This is a genomic window from Mycobacterium sp. NGS56, assembly GCF_059812425.1.
The window spans coordinates 454379-472300 of sequence record NZ_JCALCQ010000003.1 but is presented as its reverse complement, the minus strand read 5'-3'; the positions used below and the strand labels follow the sequence as shown (position 1 = coordinate 472300).

The window sequence follows — 17922 nt, the reverse complement described above, 5'->3', positions numbered from 1 at the left end:
GGGCGCGTGGCGGCCCCATGGGTACGCGGATCGCCTCATGTCCGGTTGCGGCTAGGTAGGGTGTCATGGCCGATCATGAGGATGACGCAGCGTCGGAGGGAGGTGTGCGGAGAAGTGGTGCCGGTGCCCACTGGGTTACGCCCCAGCGCCGCCGCGGGCGTGCGGCTGCAGACGCTCGCCGAACAGGTCGGCGCGGCCTTGGCCGGCGGTCCAGGCCAGGACGCCGCCGTGCCCGACGTGACCATCACCGGCGTGACGCTGCGCGCCCAGGACGTGCTGCCCGGTGACCTGTTCGCCGCGCTGCCCGGTCTGACCACCCACGGGGCCCGCTACGCCGCCGACGCGGTCGAACGCGGCGCGGTCGCCGTGCTGACCGATTCCAGCGGAATCGCCGAGATGGCCGCGGCCGGCGCCCCCACCGTCCCGACGCTGGTGCACCCGGACCCCCGCAGCGTGCTCGGCCGCCTGGCCGCCACGGTGTACGGCAATCCGTCCGAACGGGTGGCCGTCATCGGCATCACCGGCACGTCCGGCAAGACCACCACCACTTATCTGGTCGAATCCGGTCTGCGCGCCGCCGGCCGCACGGCAGGGCTGATCGGCACCATCGGCATTCGCATCGACGGTGCCGACGTTCCCAGCGCGCTGACCACTCCGGAGGCCCCCGCATTGCAGGCGATGCTGGCGGCCATGGCCGAACAGGGCGTGGACACCGTCGTCATGGAGGTATCCAGCCATGCGCTGGCGTTGGGCCGGGTGGACGGAACCGGCTTCGCGGTGGGCGGTTTCACCAACCTGTCGCGCGATCACCTCGACTTTCACCCGACCATGGAAGACTACTTCAACACCAAAGCCTTGCTGTTCGAACCGGATTCGTCGCTGCGGGCGCGCCGCGTCGTGGTGTGTGTCGACGACGAGGCCGGCCGTGCCATGGCGGGTCGGGCCGGCGACGCGATCACCGTCAGCGCCGAGGGTCAGCCCGCGGACTGGTGCGCCGTCGATGTGGTCCCGATGGGCGCCGGCGCACAACAATTCACCGTCGTCGATCCCGCCGGCGCACGGCATCAGGTCGCAGTCCCGCTACCCGGCCACTACAACGTCGCCAATTGCCTTATGGCACTGGCCCTTCTGGATGCCGTGGGGGTGTCGCCGGAGCAGGCGGCACCCGGATTGCGGCAGACCCGCGTGCCGGGACGCATGGAACAGATCGACGCCGGCCAGGATTTCCTGGCGCTGGTCGACTACGCGCACAAACCGGGCGCCTTGCGTGCGGTGCTGACCACGCTGGTGCGCCCGGGCCGCCGAGTGGCGGTGGTGTTCGGCGCCGGTGGCGAGCGCGATCCGGGCAAACGGGCGCCGATGGGGGCCACGGCCGCCGAGCTGGCCGACCTGGTCGTCGTCACCGACGACAATCCGCGCGGTGAGGACCCGGCCTCGATCCGCCGGCAAATCTTGGCCGGTGCTATCGAAAGTGATTGCGCGGCAGAGGTTGTCGAGGTCGCCGACCGGCGCGACGCGATCAGGCACGCGGTCGCCTGGGCGGGCCCCGGTGACGTGGTGCTGATCGCGGGCAAGGGCCACGAAACCGGGCAGCGCGCCGGCGGACACACCCGTCCCTTCGACGACCGGGTCGAACTGGCCGAGGCGTTGCGGGACCTATACGGGGCACAGCGTTGATCGACCTGACCGTCGCCCAGATCGCCGACATCGTCGGGGGGACCCTGTCCGACATCTCCCCGGACGATGCGGCGCGGCGTCACGTCACCGCAACGGTGGAATTCGACTCACGCGCCGTCAAGCCGGGCGGGCTGTTCCTGGCGCTGCCGGGAGCGCGAGCCGACGGGCATGACTTCGCGGACTCGGCGGTCGCCGCCGGCGCGGTCGCCGTCCTGGCGGCGCGACCGGTCGGCGTACCGGCCATCGTGGTGCCCCCGCAACCGCCGGCGGCGCGCCCGCAGCGTGGGCTGGCCGGAATTCTCGAGCACGACTCCGACGGTTCCGGCGCGGCGGTGCTCGGCGCGCTGGCCAAGCTGGCTCAAGCGGTCGCCGCCGAGTTGGTGGCCGGCGGGCTGATGATCGTCGGCATCACCGGATCTTCGGGAAAGACCTCGACCAAGGACCTGGTGGCCGCCGTGCTGGCACCGCTCGGTGAGGTGGTGGCCCCGCCCGGGTCGTTCAACAACGAACTGGGGCACCCGTGGACGGTGCTGCGCGCGACGGCGGACACCGACTACCTGGTTCTCGAGATGTCGGCCCGCCATCCCGGAAACATCGCCGCGCTCGCAGAAATCGCCACGCCCTGCATCGGGGTGGTCCTCAACGTCGGCACCGCGCACCTTGGTGAGTTCGGCTCACGCGAAGCCATCGCCCAGACGAAATCCGAACTGCCGCAGTCTGTTCCGGCTTCCGGCGTGGTGATCCTGAACGCCGATGATCCGGCCGTGGCGGCCATGGCGAACGTGACCGCCGCCCGCGTGGTCCGGGTCAGCCGTGCCGAGCACACCGACGCCGGCCCCAGCGACCTGTGGGCCGGGCCGGTGTCACTCGACGAGCTGGCCAGGCCGCGGTTCACGCTGCACCGGCGCGACACGTCCGGGGTGGCGCAGGTGTCCGTGCAACTCGGCGTCTACGGCGATCACCAGGTGGACAACGCGCTGTGCGCCGCCGCGGTGGCGCTGGAATGCGGCGCCGACCTCGAACAGGTGGCGGCCGCACTCGCCGGCGCGGGCCCCGTGTCGCGGCACCGCATGCAGGTCACCACTCGCGCCGACGGGGTTACCGTGATCGACGACGCTTACAACGCCAACCCCGATTCCATGCGGGCCGGGTTGCAGGCGCTGGCCTGGATCGCCCACGGCGGGGGCGAAGGCGGTGAGCATAGCCCCGCCGAAAAGCGCAGGAGCTGGGCCGTGCTCGGCGAGATGGCCGAGCTCGGTGAGGACGCGATAGTCGAGCACGATCGCATCGGCCGGCTCGCCGTGCGCTTAGATGTGTCTCGACTCGTTGTCGTGGGAAGTGGGAGGTCGATGAGCGCCATGCACCACGGAGCGGTCATGGAGGGTTCCTGGGGCGCAGCCGACAAAGGGGCCGTCAACGTCCCCGACAGCGACGCCGCCCTGGCGTTACTGCGGGCCGAGGTGCAACCCGGCGACGTCGTCCTGGTCAAGGCGTCCAACTCGGCGGGGCTCGGTGCGCTGGCCGACGCCTTGGCACGTGATGATCGCGAGGGCGGCGAAGCCGGGCGAAGCGGGTCGTCACCATCAGAAGAGGGCGGGGCGCGCGCATGAGGCAGATCCTCATCGCCGTCGCCATCGCGCTGACCGTGTCAATCCTGCTGACCCCGGCACTGATCCGGTTGTTCACCCGGCAGGGATTCGGCCACCACACCCGCGAGGACGGGCCGCCGACCCACCACGCCAAACGGGGCACCCCGTCGATGGGCGGCGTGGCGATTCTGGCCGGCATCTGGGCGGGCTACCTGGGCACGCACCTGGCCGGGATGGCCTTCGACGGGGAAGGCGTCACCGTGTCGGGCCTGTTGGTGCTCGGCCTGGCCACCGTGCTCGGCGGCGTCGGATTCCTCGACGACCTGATCAAGATCCGCAGGTCGCGCAATCTCGGGTTGAACAAGACGGCCAAGACCGTCGGACAGGTTGCCGCCGCGGTGCTCTTCGGGGTGCTGGCGCTGCAGTTCCGCAGTAACAGCGGCCTGACACCGGCCAGCGCGGACCTGTCCTATGTGCGCGAGATTGCCACCGTCACCCTGGCACCTGGCCTGTTCGTGTTGTTCTGTGTGGTCGTCGTGAGCGCCTGGTCCAACGCGGTCAACTTCACCGACGGCCTGGACGGGCTGGCCGCCGGGAGCATGGCGATGGTCACCGCCGCCTACGTGTTGATCACCTTCTGGCAGTACCGCAACGCCTGCGTCACCGCCCCCGGGCTGGGCTGCTACAACGTGCGCGATCCGCTGGACCTGGCGCTGGTCGCGGCCGCCACCGCGGGCGCCTGCATCGGCTTTTTGTGGTGGAACGCCGCGCCGGCCAAGATCTTCATGGGCGACACCGGGTCGCTGGCCCTGGGCGGCATCATCGCCGGCATCTCGGTGACCAGCCGCACGGAGATCCTCGCCGTCGTGCTGGGTTCGCTGTTCGTCGCCGAGGTCAGCTCGGTTGTGTTGCAGATCTTGACTTTTCGCACCACCGGACGACGCGTGTTCCGGATGGCACCCTTTCACCACCATTTCGAGCTGGCCGGCTGGGCCGAGACCACGGTCATCATCCGCTTCTGGCTGCTCACCGCGATCGCCTGCGGCCTGGGCGTTGCCCTCTTCTACGGTGAGTGGCTGGGCGCGATCGGTGCCTGATGAGCCCTCTTGAGGCCCCCCTAGACCCCTTGACGCCCGGCGCGCCGGTGCTGGTGGCCGGCGGCGGGGTGACGGGCAAGGCCGTGCTGGCGGCGCTGAGGAGATTCGGGGCCGCACCGACGCTGTGCGACGACGACCCGGACAGGCTGCGCGGCTACGCCGACGCGGGAGCGGCGACCGCGTCCACGTCTACGGCCATCGAGCAGATCTCGCGCTATGCCCTGGTGGTCGCCAGCCCCGGCTTCGCGCCCACCGCACCGCTGCTGGTCGCCGCGGCGGCGGCCGGGGTGCCGATCTGGGGTGACGTGGAGTTGGCCTGGCGGCTCGACGCGGCGGGCCACTACGGGGCGCCACGCCGCTGGCTGGTGGTGACCGGGACGAACGGCAAGACGACCACCACGGCGATGCTGCACGCCATGCTGACCGCCGGCGGCCGCCGCAGCCTGCTGTGCGGCAACATCGGCGACCCGGTGCTCGACGTCTTGGAAGAACCGGCCGAGCTGCTGGCGGTCGAGCTGTCCAGTTTCCAATTGCATTGGGCCCCTTCGCTCAAACCCGAGGCCGGTGTGGTGCTCAACATCGCCGAAGACCACCTGGACTGGCATGGCAGCCTCGCGGCCTACGCCGCAGCGAAGGCGCGGGTGCTCGACGGCCGGGTGGCGGTGGTGGGCCTGGACGACGGCCGGGCGGCGGCGCTGCTGGACACCGCCCGGGCACCGGTGCGGGTCGGCTTCCGATTGGGCGAACCGGCGGCGGGGGAGCTGGGCGTGCGCGACGGCCGTCTGGTCGACCGCGCCTTCGCCGACGACCTGGCCTTGCTGCCGGTTGACTCCATCCCGGTGCCCGGGCCGGTCGGAGTGCTCGACACGCTGGCCGCCGCGGCGCTGGCCCGCTGCGTCGACGTGCCGGCCGACGCGATCGCGGCCGCGATCGCCTCCTTCCGGGTGGGCCCGCACCGGGCCGAAGTCGTCGCCGTCGCCGACGGCATCGCCTACGTCGACGACTCCAAGGCCACCAACCCCCATGCCGCCGAGGCGTCCGTGCTGGCCTATCCACGCGTCGTCTGGATCGCCGGCGGTCTGCTCAAGGGTGCGTCGGTCGACGCCGAGGTCGCCAGGATGTCGTCGCACCTGGTCGGGGCGGTGCTTATCGGCCGAGATCGGCAACAGGTTGCACACGCGTTATCGCGACACGCGCCGGATGTCCCCGTCCTGCAGGTTGTGACAGGCGAGGATGCTGATATGGATGCGACTGCTGTGGTTTTTGAGGCAGATGTGACAGAAGTGCAACAGTCGGGCCACGACTTGGCTACGGCGGTGATGAACGCGGCGGTGGCCGCGGCACGTACCCTGGCCAAGCCCGGTGACACCGTCCTGCTGGCGCCCGCCGGCGCATCGTTCGACCAATTCGCGGGTTACGCCGATCGTGGCGACGCATTCGCGTCCGCCGTGCGCGCGGCGCTGCGGTAGGGCGGGGCGTGGGTAACGCACTGACCCGGTTGCTTGGCCGGGGCAAAGACACCACCGAGATCGCCGCGGCCGAGCCCGGACCGGTCGACGACGCCACGGACGACACCGCGGAAGCCGATGGCAAAAAGGCCGCCAAGCCGCAAAAGGCCAAGAAAGACAAGACCCCCGCCAAAGATGGCGGTTCGCACGGCCGGTTCGGCGCCTGGCTGGGCCGGCCCATGACGTCGTTTCACCTGATCATCGCTGTGGCCGGGTTGCTGACCACGCTGGGCCTGATCATGGTGCTGTCGGCGTCGGGCGTGCGGTCCTACGACGCCGACGGGTCGGCCTGGGTGATCTTCGGCAAGCAGGTGCTGTGGACCGTGATCGGCCTCGTCGCCTGCTACGCCTCGCTGCGGATGTCCGTGCGGTTCATCCGTCGCGTCGCGTTCACCGGCTACGTCGTCACCGTCATCCTGCTGGTGCTGGTGCTCGTTCCCGGAATCGGCAACCTGGCCAACGGATCTCGTAAGTGGTTCGTGGTCGCGGGATTCTCGATGCAGCCGTCCGAGCTGGCCAAAATCGCTTTCGCGATATGGGGCGCCCACATGCTGGCCGCCCGTCGTCTCGAGCGGGGCAGTCTGCGCGAACTGCTGATCCCGCTGGTGCCGGCGGCGGTGATCGCGCTGGCCCTGATCGTGGCACAGCCCGACCTGGGGCAGACCGTATCGCTGGGCATCATCCTGCTGGCTTTGCTGTGGTACGCGGGACTGCCGCTGCGCGTCTTCGTCACCTCATTGCTGGCGGTCTTCGTGGCCGGCGCCGTCCTGGCCATGTCGGCCGGGTACCGATCGGAGCGGGTGCGGTCCTGGATCAATCCCGAAAACGACCCGCAGGACACCGGCTACCAGGCCCGACAGGCCAAATTCGCGCTGGCGCACGGCGGTGTCTTCGGCGATGGCCTGGGCCAGGGCGTGGCCAAATGGAATTACCTGCCCAACGCCCACAACGACTTCATCTTCGCGATCATCGGCGAAGAGCTCGGTTTCGTCGGTGCGTTCGCGCTGCTGGTGCTGTTCGGCCTGTTCGCCTACACGGGGATGCGGATAGCCCGCCGCTCGGCCGACCCATTCCTGCGGCTGCTGACCGCCACCACGACCATGTGGGTGCTGGGCCAGGCGTTCATCAACATCGGCTACGTGATCGGCATCCTCCCGGTCACCGGTATTCAGCTGCCGCTCATTTCTGCCGGTGGAACCTCCACCGCGGCAACACTTTTCATGATCGGCATCATGGCCAACGCGGCTCGTCACGAACCCGAGGCGGTGGCCGCGCTGCGCGCCGGCCGCGACGACAAGATGAACCGGATCCTGCGGCTGCCGCTGCCCGAGCCGTACTCGCCCACGCGCCTGGAATCCTCCCGCGATCGCAAGCGCGCTCGTCCGAAGTCACCGGAAACGTCGCGTAAGGCGGCTGGCACGCCCGGGCGCAAGACTCCCCGCAAGACCGAACCGCCGCCGCGGCCGGCGCCAGCGCGAACGGCCGGTCGGCCGGCTCGCCAGACTGGCGGCAGCGCCCGATCACGGGCGAGGCATCATGGATCTGGCCAACGCCGCGTCAGTCAGGCGGCCGGCCAGCGTCAACCACGACGCGCTCGCGCACTGGAAGGTCAGCGTTACGGGTGAACAACACGGTCGACAAGCAGACCGGCGGGCGGGGGGGAAACCCTTTGCCCGCCGGTGCCGCGTTGTCGCCTTTTAAGCCTCTCAAGCCACTGTCGGTGGTGCTCGCCGGTGGTGGAACCGCCGGCCATGTCGAGCCGGCAATGGCCGTCGCCGACGCGCTGAGCGCTCTCGATCCCCAGGTCAGGATCACCGCGCTGGGCACCGCCCGGGGGCTGGAGACCCGGTTGGTCCCCGAACGCGGCTACGACCTCGAGCTGATCACTCCGGTGCCGCTGCCGCGCAAACCCAGTGGCGACCTGGCCCGGCTGCCGTCGCGGGTGTGGCGGGCGGTCCGGGAAACCCGTGCCGTGCTCAGCGCGGTCGACGCCGACGTGGTGATCGGTTTCGGTGGGTACGTGGCGCTGCCGGCCTATCTCGCCGCGCGCGGTGTCTCGTCGCGCAAGCGCCGGGTCCCGGTGGTGATTCACGAAGCCAATGCCAGCGCCGGGCTGGCCAACCGGGTCGGCGCCCGCACCGCCGAGCGGGTGCTCTCCGCGGTGGCCGATTGCGGGTTGCCGGGCGCCGAGGTGGTCGGGGTGCCGGTGCGCGAGGCCATCACCTCATTGGACCGCGCGGCGCTGCGCGACGAGGCGCGCCGCTACTTCGGTTTCGCCGACGACGCCCGGGTGTTGCTGGTGTTCGGCGGCTCGCAGGGCGCGGTCTCGCTGAACCGGGCGGTCTCCGGGGCGGCCGCCGAGCTGGCCGCCGCCCGCGTGGCCGTCCTGCATGCGCACGGCCCCAAGAACACGCTCGACCTGCGCGCACCCCAGCCGGGAGACCCGCCGTACGTGGCGGTTCCCTACCTCGACCGGATGGACCTCGCCTATTCGGCCGCCGACCTGGTGATCTGCCGGTCCGGTGCGATGACGGTCGCAGAGGTCTCCGCGGTGGGATTGCCGGCCATCTACGTGCCCCTACCGATCGGCAACGGCGAGCAGCGGCTCAACGCCCTGCCGGTGGTCAACGCCGGCGGCGGCATGATCGTTGCCGACGCCGACCTGACGCCCGAGCTGGTCGCCCGCGAAGTAGCGCGGTTGACGGGCGACCCGGCGCGGCTGGCGGCCATGACCACCGCCGCCGCGCGAGTGGGACATCCCGATGCGGCGCGCCAGGTCGCCCAGGCGGCACTGGACATCGCCAGGCACGCGCGGCTCGGCCGCTCGGCGGCCGGAGGGAAGCCGTGAGCACCGACCAGCTGCCGCCCGAGCTACAGCGGGTGCACATGGTCGGCATCGGGGGAGCCGGCATGTCGGGCATCGCCCGCATCCTGCTCGACCGCGGCGGCCTGGTATCCGGCTCGGATGCCAAGGAGTCCCGCGGCATTCACGCGCTGCGCGCCCGGGGCGCGCAGATCAACATCGGGCACGACGCGGCCTCGCTTGATCTCTTGCCCGGCGGCGCCACCGCGGTCATCACGACGCACGCCGCGATCCCGAAAACCAACCCCGAGCTCGTCGAGGCCCGCCGGCGCGGCATCCCGGTGATCCTGCGGCCCGCGGTACTGGCCAAGCTGATGAACGGGCGCACCACCCTGATGGTCACCGGCACCCATGGCAAGACGACGACGACGTCGATGTTGATCGTGGCGCTGCAGCACTGTGGGCGTGACCCGTCCTTCGCGGTCGGTGGCGAGATGGGGGAGGCAGGCACCAACGCCCACCACGGCAGCGGCGACTGCTTCGTGGCGGAGGCCGACGAAAGTGACGGCTCGCTGCTGGAATACACGCCCAACGTCGCGGTGGTCACCAACATCGAGACCGACCACTTGGACTTCTACGGCAGCGCCGACGCCTACGTCGCCGTGTTCGACGCCTTCGTGGAGCGACTGGCCCCGGGCGGGGCGCTGGTGGTGTGCGTCGACGACCCGGGGGCGGCCGAGTTGGCACGGCGCACGGCCGAGCTGGGCATCCGGGTCCTGCGATATGGATCCGCGGGTTCCGGCGACGAACTGGTCGCGACATTGGCATCGTGGCAACAGCAGGGCACCGAAGCCGTCGCGCAGATTCGGCTGGCCCCCGAGCTGGACCCGGAGCAGCATCCGCGGGTGATGCGGTTGTCCGTGCCCGGCCGTCACATGGCGCTCAACGCGATGGGCGCGCTAGTGGCGGCGATCGAGATCGGCGCCCCGGTCGACGCGGTGCTGGACGGCCTGGCCGGCTTCGAGGGCGTGCGCCGCCGATTCGAATTGGTCGGTGGTGCGGCCTCGGTGCGGGTGTTCGACGACTACGCCCACCACCCCACGGAGATCACCGCCACGCTGGCGGCGGTCCGCACCCTGCTCGAGCAGAGCGGTGACGGCCGCAGCATCGCGGTGTTTCAGCCCCATTTGTATTCGCGGACAAAGGCTTTTGCCGAGGAGTTCGGGCGCGCGCTGAATGCGGCGGACGAGGTTTTCGTTCTCGACGTCTACGGAGCCCGCGAACAACCGCTGGCAGGCGTCAGCGGGGCCAGCGTCGCAGAGCACGTCAGTGCGCCGGTGCGCTATCTCCCGCACTTCTCCGCGGCCGCCGAGCAGGTCGCCGCCGTCGCCGGGCCCGGTGACGTGATCGTCACCATGGGAGCCGGCGATGTGACGCTGTTGGGGCCCGAGATCGTCACGGCTTTGCGCGTGCGGGCCAATCGCAGCGCCCCCGGGGCGTTGCGATGACGCAACCGGACGACCCCGTCCCGGCCAACCTGGTTGGCGAACAAGCCGGAGCCCAGCCTGCTGGCGACAACCCGGTCACCGAGCCGCTCGTCACCGGAACCAGCGAGGGCCAGCCGGACCGCGCGGCTGACGATCACGAGGCGGCACAGGCCGAGGTAGAGGGGCCACGCCGACGCGCCCGCCGGGAGCGGGCCGAACGCCGCGCCGCCCAGGCCCGCGCCAGGGCCATCGAAGACGCGCGCCGCGAGGCGAAGCGCCGGGCCAGCGGACGGCTGGCCACTGAACCCAAACCCGTTGCACGGGGCGTCGTTCGGGGCCTCAAGATGCTGCTGGCAACCGTCCTGCTGGTGATCGTCGGCGTCGGGCTGGCGTTGATCCTCTATTTCACGCCCGCGATGGCGGCCCGCAACATCGTGGTCGTCGGCACCGGGGTGGTGACCCGCGAAGAGGTCCTGGATGCGGCGCGGGTGCGGCCCGGAACGCCGTTGCTGCAGATCAACACCAGCCAGGTGGCAGACCGGGTGGCCGCGATCCGGCGGGTGGCCAGCGCGCGGGTGCAGCGCCAGTATCCGTCGGCGCTGCGGATCACCATCGTCGAGCGAGTCCCGGTGGCCGTCAAGGACTTTCCCGACGGTCCGCATCTTTTCGACCGGGACGGAGTCGACTTCGCTACGGCGCCGCCGCCACCGGCGCTGCCGTATTTAGATGTCGCCGATCCGGGCCCGGACGATCCGGCCACCAAGGCGGCCCTGCAGGTGCTCACCGCGTTGCGTCCCGAGGTCGAGGGCCAGGTCGGCCACGTCGCCGCGCCGTCGGTCGCCTCGATCACGCTGACGCTGGGCGATGGCCGGGTGGTGATCTGGGGTACCACCGACCGCACCGACGAGAAGGCCGAAAAGCTGGCCGCGCTGCTGACCCAGCCCGGCAAGGTCTACGACGTGTCCAGCCCGGACCTGCCGACGGTCAAGTAGCGATCTTCATCACGTCGGCGCGCTCGGTGTTCGCGGACCAGCGCCCACGCCGCCCGCCACGCCAAAATTGCCCAAAATTTGCGGGACGCGTGTCGGCGCGCCTGCGGGGTTAGGGCGCGCCGTGCCCATACCGTTCTGGTTGCGCGGAACTACTTGACATAACTCTAACTCTATGGTTGAGGTTGAGGGTTTGCCAGGGAGGACCGCGAACGTCCGGAGGAGCCCACCGCCGGGAGAGCTGAGCCAAGCCCATCAGGGAGGAAGACGAATGATGACCCCCCCGCATAACTACCTGGCCGTCATCAAGGTCGTGGGTATCGGTGGCGGCGGCGTCAACGCCGTCAACCGGATGATCGAACAAGGCCTCAAAGGCGTGGAGTTCATCGCGATCAACACCGACGCGCAGGCGCTGTTGATGAGCGATGCCGACGTCAAACTCGACGTCGGGCGCGAATCCACGCGTGGCCTGGGGGCCGGGGCGGACCCGGAAGTCGGCCGCAAGGCCGCCGAGGACGCCAAGGATGAGATCGAAGAGCTGCTCCGGGGCGCTGACATGGTCTTCGTCACCGCCGGTGAGGGCGGTGGGACCGGGACCGGCGGGGCGCCCGTCGTCGCCAGCATCGCGCGCAAGCTGGGCGCGTTGACGGTGGGTGTGGTCACCCGGCCGTTCTCCTTCGAAGGCAAGCGGCGCGGAAACCAGGCCGAGAGCGGCATAGCGGCGCTGCGCGAGAGTTGCGACACCCTGATCGTGATTCCCAACGACCGGCTGCTGCAGATGGGCGACGCCGCGGTGTCGCTGATGGACGCCTTCCGCAGCGCCGACGAGGTGCTGCTCAACGGCGTTCAGGGCATCACCGACTTGATCACCACTCCGGGCCTGATCAACGTGGACTTCGCCGACGTCAAGGGCATCATGTCGGGCGCGGGTACGGCCCTGATGGGTATTGGTTCCGCCCGCGGCGAGGGCCGTTCGCTCAAGGCCGCCGAGATCGCCATCAATTCGCCACTGCTGGAAGCCTCGATGGAAGGCGCCCATGGCGTGCTGATGTCGATCGCCGGCGGCAGCGACCTGGGCTTGTTCGAGATCAACGAGGCGGCCTCGCTGGTGCAGGACGCCGCCCATCAGGACGCCAACATCATCTTCGGCACCGTGATCGACGATTCGCTGGGCGATGAGGTGCGCGTCACGGTCATCGCCGCGGGCTTCGATGCCACCGGCGCCGGGCGTAAGCCCGTGATCGGCGGCAGCGATAAGGAGGAAAAGACCGGCGGTGCCCACCGGATCGAGTCGGCGAGGGCGGGCAAGCTCACCTCGACCCTGTTCGAACCGGTCGACGCGGTAAGCGTGCCGGTCCACACCAACGGATCGACGTTGAATATTGGCGGCGATGACGATGACGTCGACGTGCCGCCGTTCATGCGCCGCTGAGGGTCTCAATTTGCTTGCCAGCGCGCGACGAACCGGCCGCGGCCGGATGGCGCTGCCCCCTGGCAGGCACACCGCTCCGGATACTGGTCACGTGAGCGTTCGCATCAGGCTGGTCACGACGACCCGCGCCGGTGGTGTCTCGAAGCCACCCTTCGACACCTTCAACCTTGGCGACCACGTCGGGGACGACCCGGCGGCGGTGGCCGAGAACCGGGCCCGGCTGGCCGCCACCGTCGGCCTGCGCCCCGGCCGAATGGTGTGGATGAACCAGGTCCACGGCGATCGGGTAGCGGTGGTCGACGGCGCGCGCGACACTGCGGTCGAGGACACCGACGCGCTGGTGACCCGCACGGCGCGGCTAGCGCTGGCGGTGGTCACCGCTGACTGCGTTCCGCTGTTGATGGCCGATGCGCGTGCCGGCGTGGCCGCGGCCGTGCACGCTGGCCGGGTCGGTGCGCAGCTCGGGGTGGTGGTCCGGACGGTGGAGGCGATGCAGGAGCTCGGCGCGCAGCCTCGAGACATCTCGGTGCTGCTGGGCCCGGCGGTCAGCGGCCGCAATTACGAAGTGCCCGCGGCAATGGCCGACGAGGTCGAGGAGGCATTGCCGGGCAGCCGTACCACCACCGCCGCGGGAACTCCCGGACTCGACCTGCGGTCCGGAATCGCTTGCCAGCTAAGAGATCTGGGTGTCACGGCAATCGACATCGATCCACGGTGCACGGTGGAGGACCCGGCGTTGTTCAGTCATAGGCGGGATGCGCCGACCGGCCGACTGGCCTCACTGGTCTGGATGGAGTGACCGCAATGGCGGTAGGCACACCGGCCCCTGCGAGTCGAAGCGACCGCGACTCGGAATTGACCCGCGCATTGGCATCGGTGCGCTCGCGCCTTGCGGCGGCAGCGGAGGCGGCGGGCCGCAATGTCGGTGAAATCGAAGTTTTACCGATTGCCAAATACTTTCCAGCAACCGATGTTGTGACTTTGTCCCGTTTGGGTTGCCGTGCCGTCGGCGAATCGCGGGACCAGGAAGCGAGGGCAAAAGTGGCCGAAGTCACCCGATTGTTGGCTGCGTCGCCACACGGGTGTGCGGGAAATCTACGCTGGCACATGGTGGGTCATATCCAGCGGAATAAGGCCAAATCTGTGGCGCGCTGGGCGCACACCGCTCACTCGGTCGACAGCGTGCAACTGGTGAGTGCGCTCGACAACGGTGTCGCGGCCGCACTGTCGGAGGGCAGCCGCACCGCCCCGATGCGGATCTACGTTCAGGTCAGCCTCGACGGCGACGAGTCTCGCGGCGGCGTCGACATATCGCGACCGGACGCCGTCGACCGGGTGTGCGACCAGGTCGCGGACTCAAAGAACCTCGACCTCGTCGGGTTGATGGGGATTCCGCCGCTGGACTCGGATCCCGCCGAGGCATTTGAGCGGCTCCAATCCGAGCATCACCGGGTCCTCGAGTCGCATCGCGACGCGGTCGGGTTGTCCGCGGGCATGTCGAATGACTTCGAAATTGCCGTAAAACACGGTTCGACATGTGTGCGTGTCGGTACCGCGCTATTGGGCCCGCGGCGGTTACCGTCACCGTAAGTAGTCACTGTAGTAACAGCTTTATCACTGACACCAGTACTCCCAGGGGTTAGAAGGGTCAACGCAATGAGCACACTGCACAAAGTCAAGGCCTATTTCGGTATGGCCCCGATGGACGACTACGAGGACGAGTATTACGACGACCACGCCCCGTCCCGCGGTTTCCCGCGCCCCCGATTTGACGACGGATACGGTCGCTACGAGCAAGACGACTACGACGATCCGCGCCGTGAGCCCGCCGACTATCCGCCGCCCGCCGGTTACCGCGGCGGCTACGGGGACGAACCTCGTTATGGCGCCGTCCATCCCCGCGAGTTCGACCGGGGCGAGCGGGGCGGCCCGCGCTTCGGGTCTTGGTTGCGCAATTCCACCCGCGGCGCGCTGGCGATGGACCCGCGCCGGATGGCGATGATGTTCGAAGAGGGCCACCCGCTGTCGAAGATCACCACCCTGCGGCCCAAGGACTACAGCGAGGCCCGCACCATCGGTGAGCGTTTCCGCGACGGCACCCCGGTCATCATGGACCTGGTGTCGATGGACAACGCCGATGCCAAGCGACTCGTGGACTTCGCTGCCGGACTGGCCTTCGCGCTGCGCGGTTCCTTCGACAAGGTCGCGACCAAGGTGTTCCTGTTGTCGCCCGCGGACGTGGACGTGTCCCCGGAGGAGCGCCGCCGGATCGCTGAAACCGGCTTCTACGCTTACCAATAGCCACTTTCGTCGCCCCCTTCACAGCGCTCGCGGGTTGGTCGGCCAGCTCGAAGAGCCACGTGAGATAAGGCCTCTTACCCGGAGTCGGTACGCTGGCAGGCGCCGCGCTGGTCCGCGGCGCTTGGCAGTGCTGGGCATCTCACAGGTAAGGTCGGGGCACTTCAGTTGGTGTTGTTCTTTCAGATCCTTGGGTTTGCGCTATTCATCTTCTGGCTGCTGCTCATCGCTCGGGTCGTCGTTGAGTTCATCCGCTCGTTCAGCCGGGACTGGCATCCGACGGGGATCACCGTCGTGGTGCTAGAGATCATCCTGTCGATCACGGATCCGCCGGTGAAACTGCTCCGCAGGCTGATTCCCCAGCTCACCATCGGTGCGGTCCGCTTCGACCTGTCGATCATGGTGCTGTTGCTCGTGGCGTTCATCGGCATGCAGCTCGCGTTCAGCGCCGCTTCGCCGAGCTGATTTCCGGCCCGCGGCATGAGCCCATCGCCCGCGGCGACGATTCGGCCACGTTTTGACGTCGGTTTGGTACCCGCGATTTAAAATTTCTAAGGTTTCGGATTTTATTGGCCTCAAAGTTTGAAATTGGCCCTTATTTATTGGGCTAATCAGCAACGGTCGCGTCTGCTGTGACAGGATGGACGGCAGTTGCACTACGGCTACCACTGCGTTCTACACTTTCCAGAACGTTTGACAGGAACTTGAGGGGACGAAACAATGCCGCTTACACCAGCCGACGTCCACAATGTGGCGTTCAGTAAGCCACCGATCGGCAAGCGGGGCTACAACGAAGACGAGGTGGATGCCTTCCTCGATCTGGTGGAAGCCGAGCTGACGCGGCTCATAGAGGAGAACAGCGATCTGCGCCAGCGGATCGAAGAGCTGGACAACGAGCTGGCCTCCGGGGGTGGCTCGGCTACTACGACCGCCGCCGCCGCACCCACCCAGGCGATTCCCGTCCCCGAACCGGAACCGGTCAAGCCGACGCCGGCCGCCGCCCCGGCCGCCGCGGCCAACAACGAGGAACAGGCCATGAAGGCCGCTCGGGTGCTGACGCTGGCACAGGACACCGCCGACCGCCTGACCAACACGGCCAGGACCGAGTCGGAAAAGATGCTGGCCGACGCCCGCGCCAATGCCGATCAGATTCTCAGCGAGGCCCGCAGCACCGCCGAGGCGACGGTGACCGAGGCCCGCCAGCGCGCCGACGCCATGCTCGCGGATGCGCAGACCCGCTCCGAGGCCCAGCTGCGTCAGGCCCAGGAGAAGGCCGACGCCCTGCAGGCCGACGCCGAGCGCAAGCACTCCGAAATCATGGGCACCATCAACCAGCAGCGCACCGTTCTGGAGGGCCGCCTCGAGCAGCTCCGGACGTTCGAGCGCGAATACCGCACCCGGCTCAAGACATACCTGGAGTCTCAGCTCGAAGAGCTCGGGCAGCGTGGATCCGCGGCACCCGTGGACTCCAGCGCGGACGCGGGCAGCTTCGACCAGTTCAACCGGGGCAGCAACTAACCCTTTTCGGACGTGCCGGTCACTTGCCGAGCTTCGGGTTGGCACACTAGGTCATGAAACCGCGGTCCCAATCGTTGCTTGGAGGGTGACTGATGCTCATCATCGCGCTGGTATTGGCGCTTATCGGGCTCGTCGCGTTGGTCTTCGCGGTCGTCACGAGCAACGAGCTGGTGGCCTGGGTCTGCATCGCCGCGAGCGTGTTGGGCGTGGTGCTGCTGATCCTCGACGCCCTGCGCGAGCGCCAGCGGCGTGACGCGGGGGGCGATGAAGCCCAGGCTGCCGACGAGGCAACGGCCGGCGACGAGGCCCAGGCCGACGAGGACGACTACGTCGACTACCCCGAAGAAGTCCCGGCAGAAGGCGAACCGGCGACGACCGGGGAGACCGCGCAGACCGAGGAGTCCAAGGTCGCGGCCGAGGGTGGCGGCGACGAGCCCGCCAAGTAGTTCTTGTGACCGCCCGCCGGGGCGGCGCGGCGCTCAGCCGGTCAGCAAGTCGGCGTGGCCAGCAGTTCGCGGACCTCGCCGTCACTGATTTGATGGAAGTCGTCGTAGACCTGCCCCACCGCTTCGAATCCGGGCGGGGTGATCGTGCACACCACGTCGTCGGCCTCCTGCGCGAGCTCGCGGCAAGTCGACTCCGGTCCCACCGGAACGGCGACCACGATTGATTTCGGGCCGGCGGCTCGGACGGCGCGCACTGCGGCGAGCATGCTTGCGCCCGTTGCGATTCCGTCGTCGACCAGGATGACGATCCGGTCGCGCAGGTCGGCGGTCGGGCGACCGCCCCGGTAGGCGTGTTCGCGCCGGACCAGCTCGGCTGTCTCGCTGTCGATCACTTCACGCACCTGCTCGTCGGTGACGTGCAGGCTGGCCAACACGTCCGCATTCATCACCACGCCACCACCGCTGGCCAAAGCGCCCATCGCCAATTCCGACCACTGCGGCACCCCGAGCTTGCGGACCAGGAAAACGTCGAGCGGCGCCCCGAGAGCCGCTGCCACCTCCCAGGCAACCGGTACCCCGCCGCGGGCCAGCCCGAATACCAGCACGTCGCCGCGGCCGCGATACGCGGCCAGCCCCCGGGCCAGCGCGCGTCCAGCCTCGCGTCGGTCGACGAACGTTTTCGGTGATGTCCGCCGGACAAAGCCACTCGATCGGTTCATTCGTTCACGCTCCCGGCTACTGGGCCTCAGTCCAGGCTACGTGCGTCACCGCGGCCGCGGTGGCAGAGTTCGGGTTGGTTGGCTGCAGGATCTAGGCACGACCGAGGGGATCCGCGAGATGAGACGGCATTACGGCACCTATACGGCGTACAGCATCGGTTGCGCGCTCGTCTGGGCGGTCATCTTGGTGGTGGTTTCGACGACGGCCGATGCTGCCAGCCGGCATACGTTTTTGCTGGTGTGTGGCGGGTGGGCGATCGGGTGGCTGTCGGCGACGATCGCGAGGGGCGTCTACCCGCCGCCGAAGCGGCATATCCGGCAATGAAGTACAGGGTGTGATCGCGGCTTCGCCGCTCAAC

General features: G+C 68.9%; 16 protein-coding genes and 1 pseudogene. 16 read left to right on the top strand and 1 reads right to left on the bottom strand.

Annotation, left to right across the window (positions count from 1 at the left end; translation table 11 throughout):
- Positions 1-75: 75 nt before the first annotated feature.
- The 15 genes from AC5Y4F_RS12360 (at position 76) to AC5Y4F_RS12290 (ending at position 16844) form a co-directional block, all read left to right on the top strand.
- On the top strand, positions 76-1677 hold the full coding sequence (locus AC5Y4F_RS12360; RefSeq protein WP_499996922.1) for a UDP-N-acetylmuramoyl-L-alanyl-D-glutamate--2,6-diaminopimelate ligase: 1602 nt from the start codon (positions 76-78) through the stop codon (positions 1675-1677).
- Positions 1674-3287, top strand: a complete 1614-nt coding sequence (locus AC5Y4F_RS12355) for a UDP-N-acetylmuramoyl-tripeptide--D-alanyl-D-alanine ligase (protein WP_499996921.1) — start codon at positions 1674-1676, stop codon at positions 3285-3287. The genes AC5Y4F_RS12360 and AC5Y4F_RS12355 overlap by 4 nt, the downstream gene beginning before the upstream one ends.
- Positions 3284-4363 (top strand): phospho-N-acetylmuramoyl-pentapeptide-transferase, encoded by a 1080-nt coding sequence (gene mraY / locus AC5Y4F_RS12350; protein WP_067932041.1) that lies wholly within the window; start codon positions 3284-3286, stop codon positions 4361-4363. The genes AC5Y4F_RS12355 and mraY overlap by 4 nt, the downstream gene beginning before the upstream one ends.
- Positions 4363-5832, top strand: a complete 1470-nt coding sequence (murD, locus tag AC5Y4F_RS12345) for a UDP-N-acetylmuramoyl-L-alanine--D-glutamate ligase (RefSeq protein WP_499996920.1) — start codon at positions 4363-4365, stop codon at positions 5830-5832. The genes mraY and murD overlap by 1 nt, the downstream gene beginning before the upstream one ends.
- A gap of 8 nt (positions 5833-5840) precedes the next feature.
- Entirely contained in the window at positions 5841-7496 is a 1656-nt protein-coding gene (gene ftsW / locus AC5Y4F_RS12340) for a putative lipid II flippase FtsW (RefSeq protein WP_067932045.1), read from the top strand.
- Positions 7493-8719, top strand: coding sequence for an undecaprenyldiphospho-muramoylpentapeptide beta-N-acetylglucosaminyltransferase (murG, locus tag AC5Y4F_RS12335; RefSeq protein WP_499996918.1), 1227 nt, complete (start codon positions 7493-7495; stop codon positions 8717-8719). Before ftsW ends, murG begins: the two co-directional genes overlap by 4 nt.
- On the top strand, positions 8716-10182 hold the full coding sequence (gene murC, locus AC5Y4F_RS12330; protein WP_067932048.1) for a UDP-N-acetylmuramate--L-alanine ligase: 1467 nt from the start codon (positions 8716-8718) through the stop codon (positions 10180-10182). The genes murG and murC overlap by 4 nt, the downstream gene beginning before the upstream one ends.
- The gene (locus AC5Y4F_RS12325; protein ID WP_067932049.1) at positions 10179-11153 is read left to right on the top strand and encodes a cell division protein FtsQ/DivIB; all 975 of its coding nucleotides are present in this window, start codon (positions 10179-10181) and stop codon (positions 11151-11153) included. The genes murC and AC5Y4F_RS12325 overlap by 4 nt, the downstream gene beginning before the upstream one ends.
- A 271-nt stretch (positions 11154-11424) precedes the next feature.
- The gene (gene ftsZ / locus AC5Y4F_RS12320) at positions 11425-12582 is read left to right on the top strand and encodes a cell division protein FtsZ (RefSeq protein WP_067932104.1); all 1158 of its coding nucleotides are present in this window, start codon (positions 11425-11427) and stop codon (positions 12580-12582) included.
- Between the two features lie 91 nt (positions 12583-12673).
- Positions 12674-13381 carry a peptidoglycan editing factor PgeF gene (pgeF, locus tag AC5Y4F_RS12315; protein ID WP_499996916.1) on the top strand — a complete coding sequence of 236 codons (708 nt, stop codon included), beginning with the start codon at positions 12674-12676 and terminating at the stop codon, positions 13379-13381.
- Between the two features lie 5 nt (positions 13382-13386).
- Positions 13387-14172, top strand: a complete 786-nt coding sequence (locus AC5Y4F_RS12310) for a YggS family pyridoxal phosphate-dependent enzyme (protein ID WP_499996915.1) — start codon at positions 13387-13389, stop codon at positions 14170-14172.
- A gap of 66 nt (positions 14173-14238) precedes the next feature.
- Positions 14239-14883: a cell division protein SepF gene (locus AC5Y4F_RS12305; protein WP_007770769.1), complete on the top strand. Its 645-nt coding sequence runs from the start codon at positions 14239-14241 to the stop codon at positions 14881-14883.
- A gap of 165 nt (positions 14884-15048) precedes the next feature.
- Positions 15049-15345 (top strand): YggT family protein, encoded by a 297-nt coding sequence (locus AC5Y4F_RS12300; protein WP_067932055.1) that lies wholly within the window; start codon positions 15049-15051, stop codon positions 15343-15345.
- Between the two features lie 255 nt (positions 15346-15600).
- Complete coding sequence (gene wag31 / locus AC5Y4F_RS12295; RefSeq protein ID WP_067932060.1) at positions 15601-16398, top strand: DivIVA-like cell division protein Wag31; 798 nt, start codon at positions 15601-15603, stop codon at positions 16396-16398.
- Between the two features lie 92 nt (positions 16399-16490).
- Positions 16491-16844, top strand: coding sequence for a hypothetical protein (locus AC5Y4F_RS12290; protein WP_499996913.1), 354 nt, complete (start codon positions 16491-16493; stop codon positions 16842-16844).
- 41 nt (positions 16845-16885) lie between these two features.
- On the opposite strand, the pseudogene AC5Y4F_RS12285 reads toward AC5Y4F_RS12290, so the two are convergent.
- Positions 16886-17563: pseudogene (locus AC5Y4F_RS12285) on the bottom strand (phosphoribosyltransferase); the annotation flags it as partial.
- Between the two features lie 118 nt (positions 17564-17681).
- Between AC5Y4F_RS12285 and AC5Y4F_RS12280 the strand changes: the two are divergent.
- Complete coding sequence (locus AC5Y4F_RS12280) at positions 17682-17888, top strand: hypothetical protein (RefSeq protein WP_499996911.1); 207 nt, start codon at positions 17682-17684, stop codon at positions 17886-17888.
- The last annotated feature ends 34 nt before the right edge of the window (positions 17889-17922 follow it).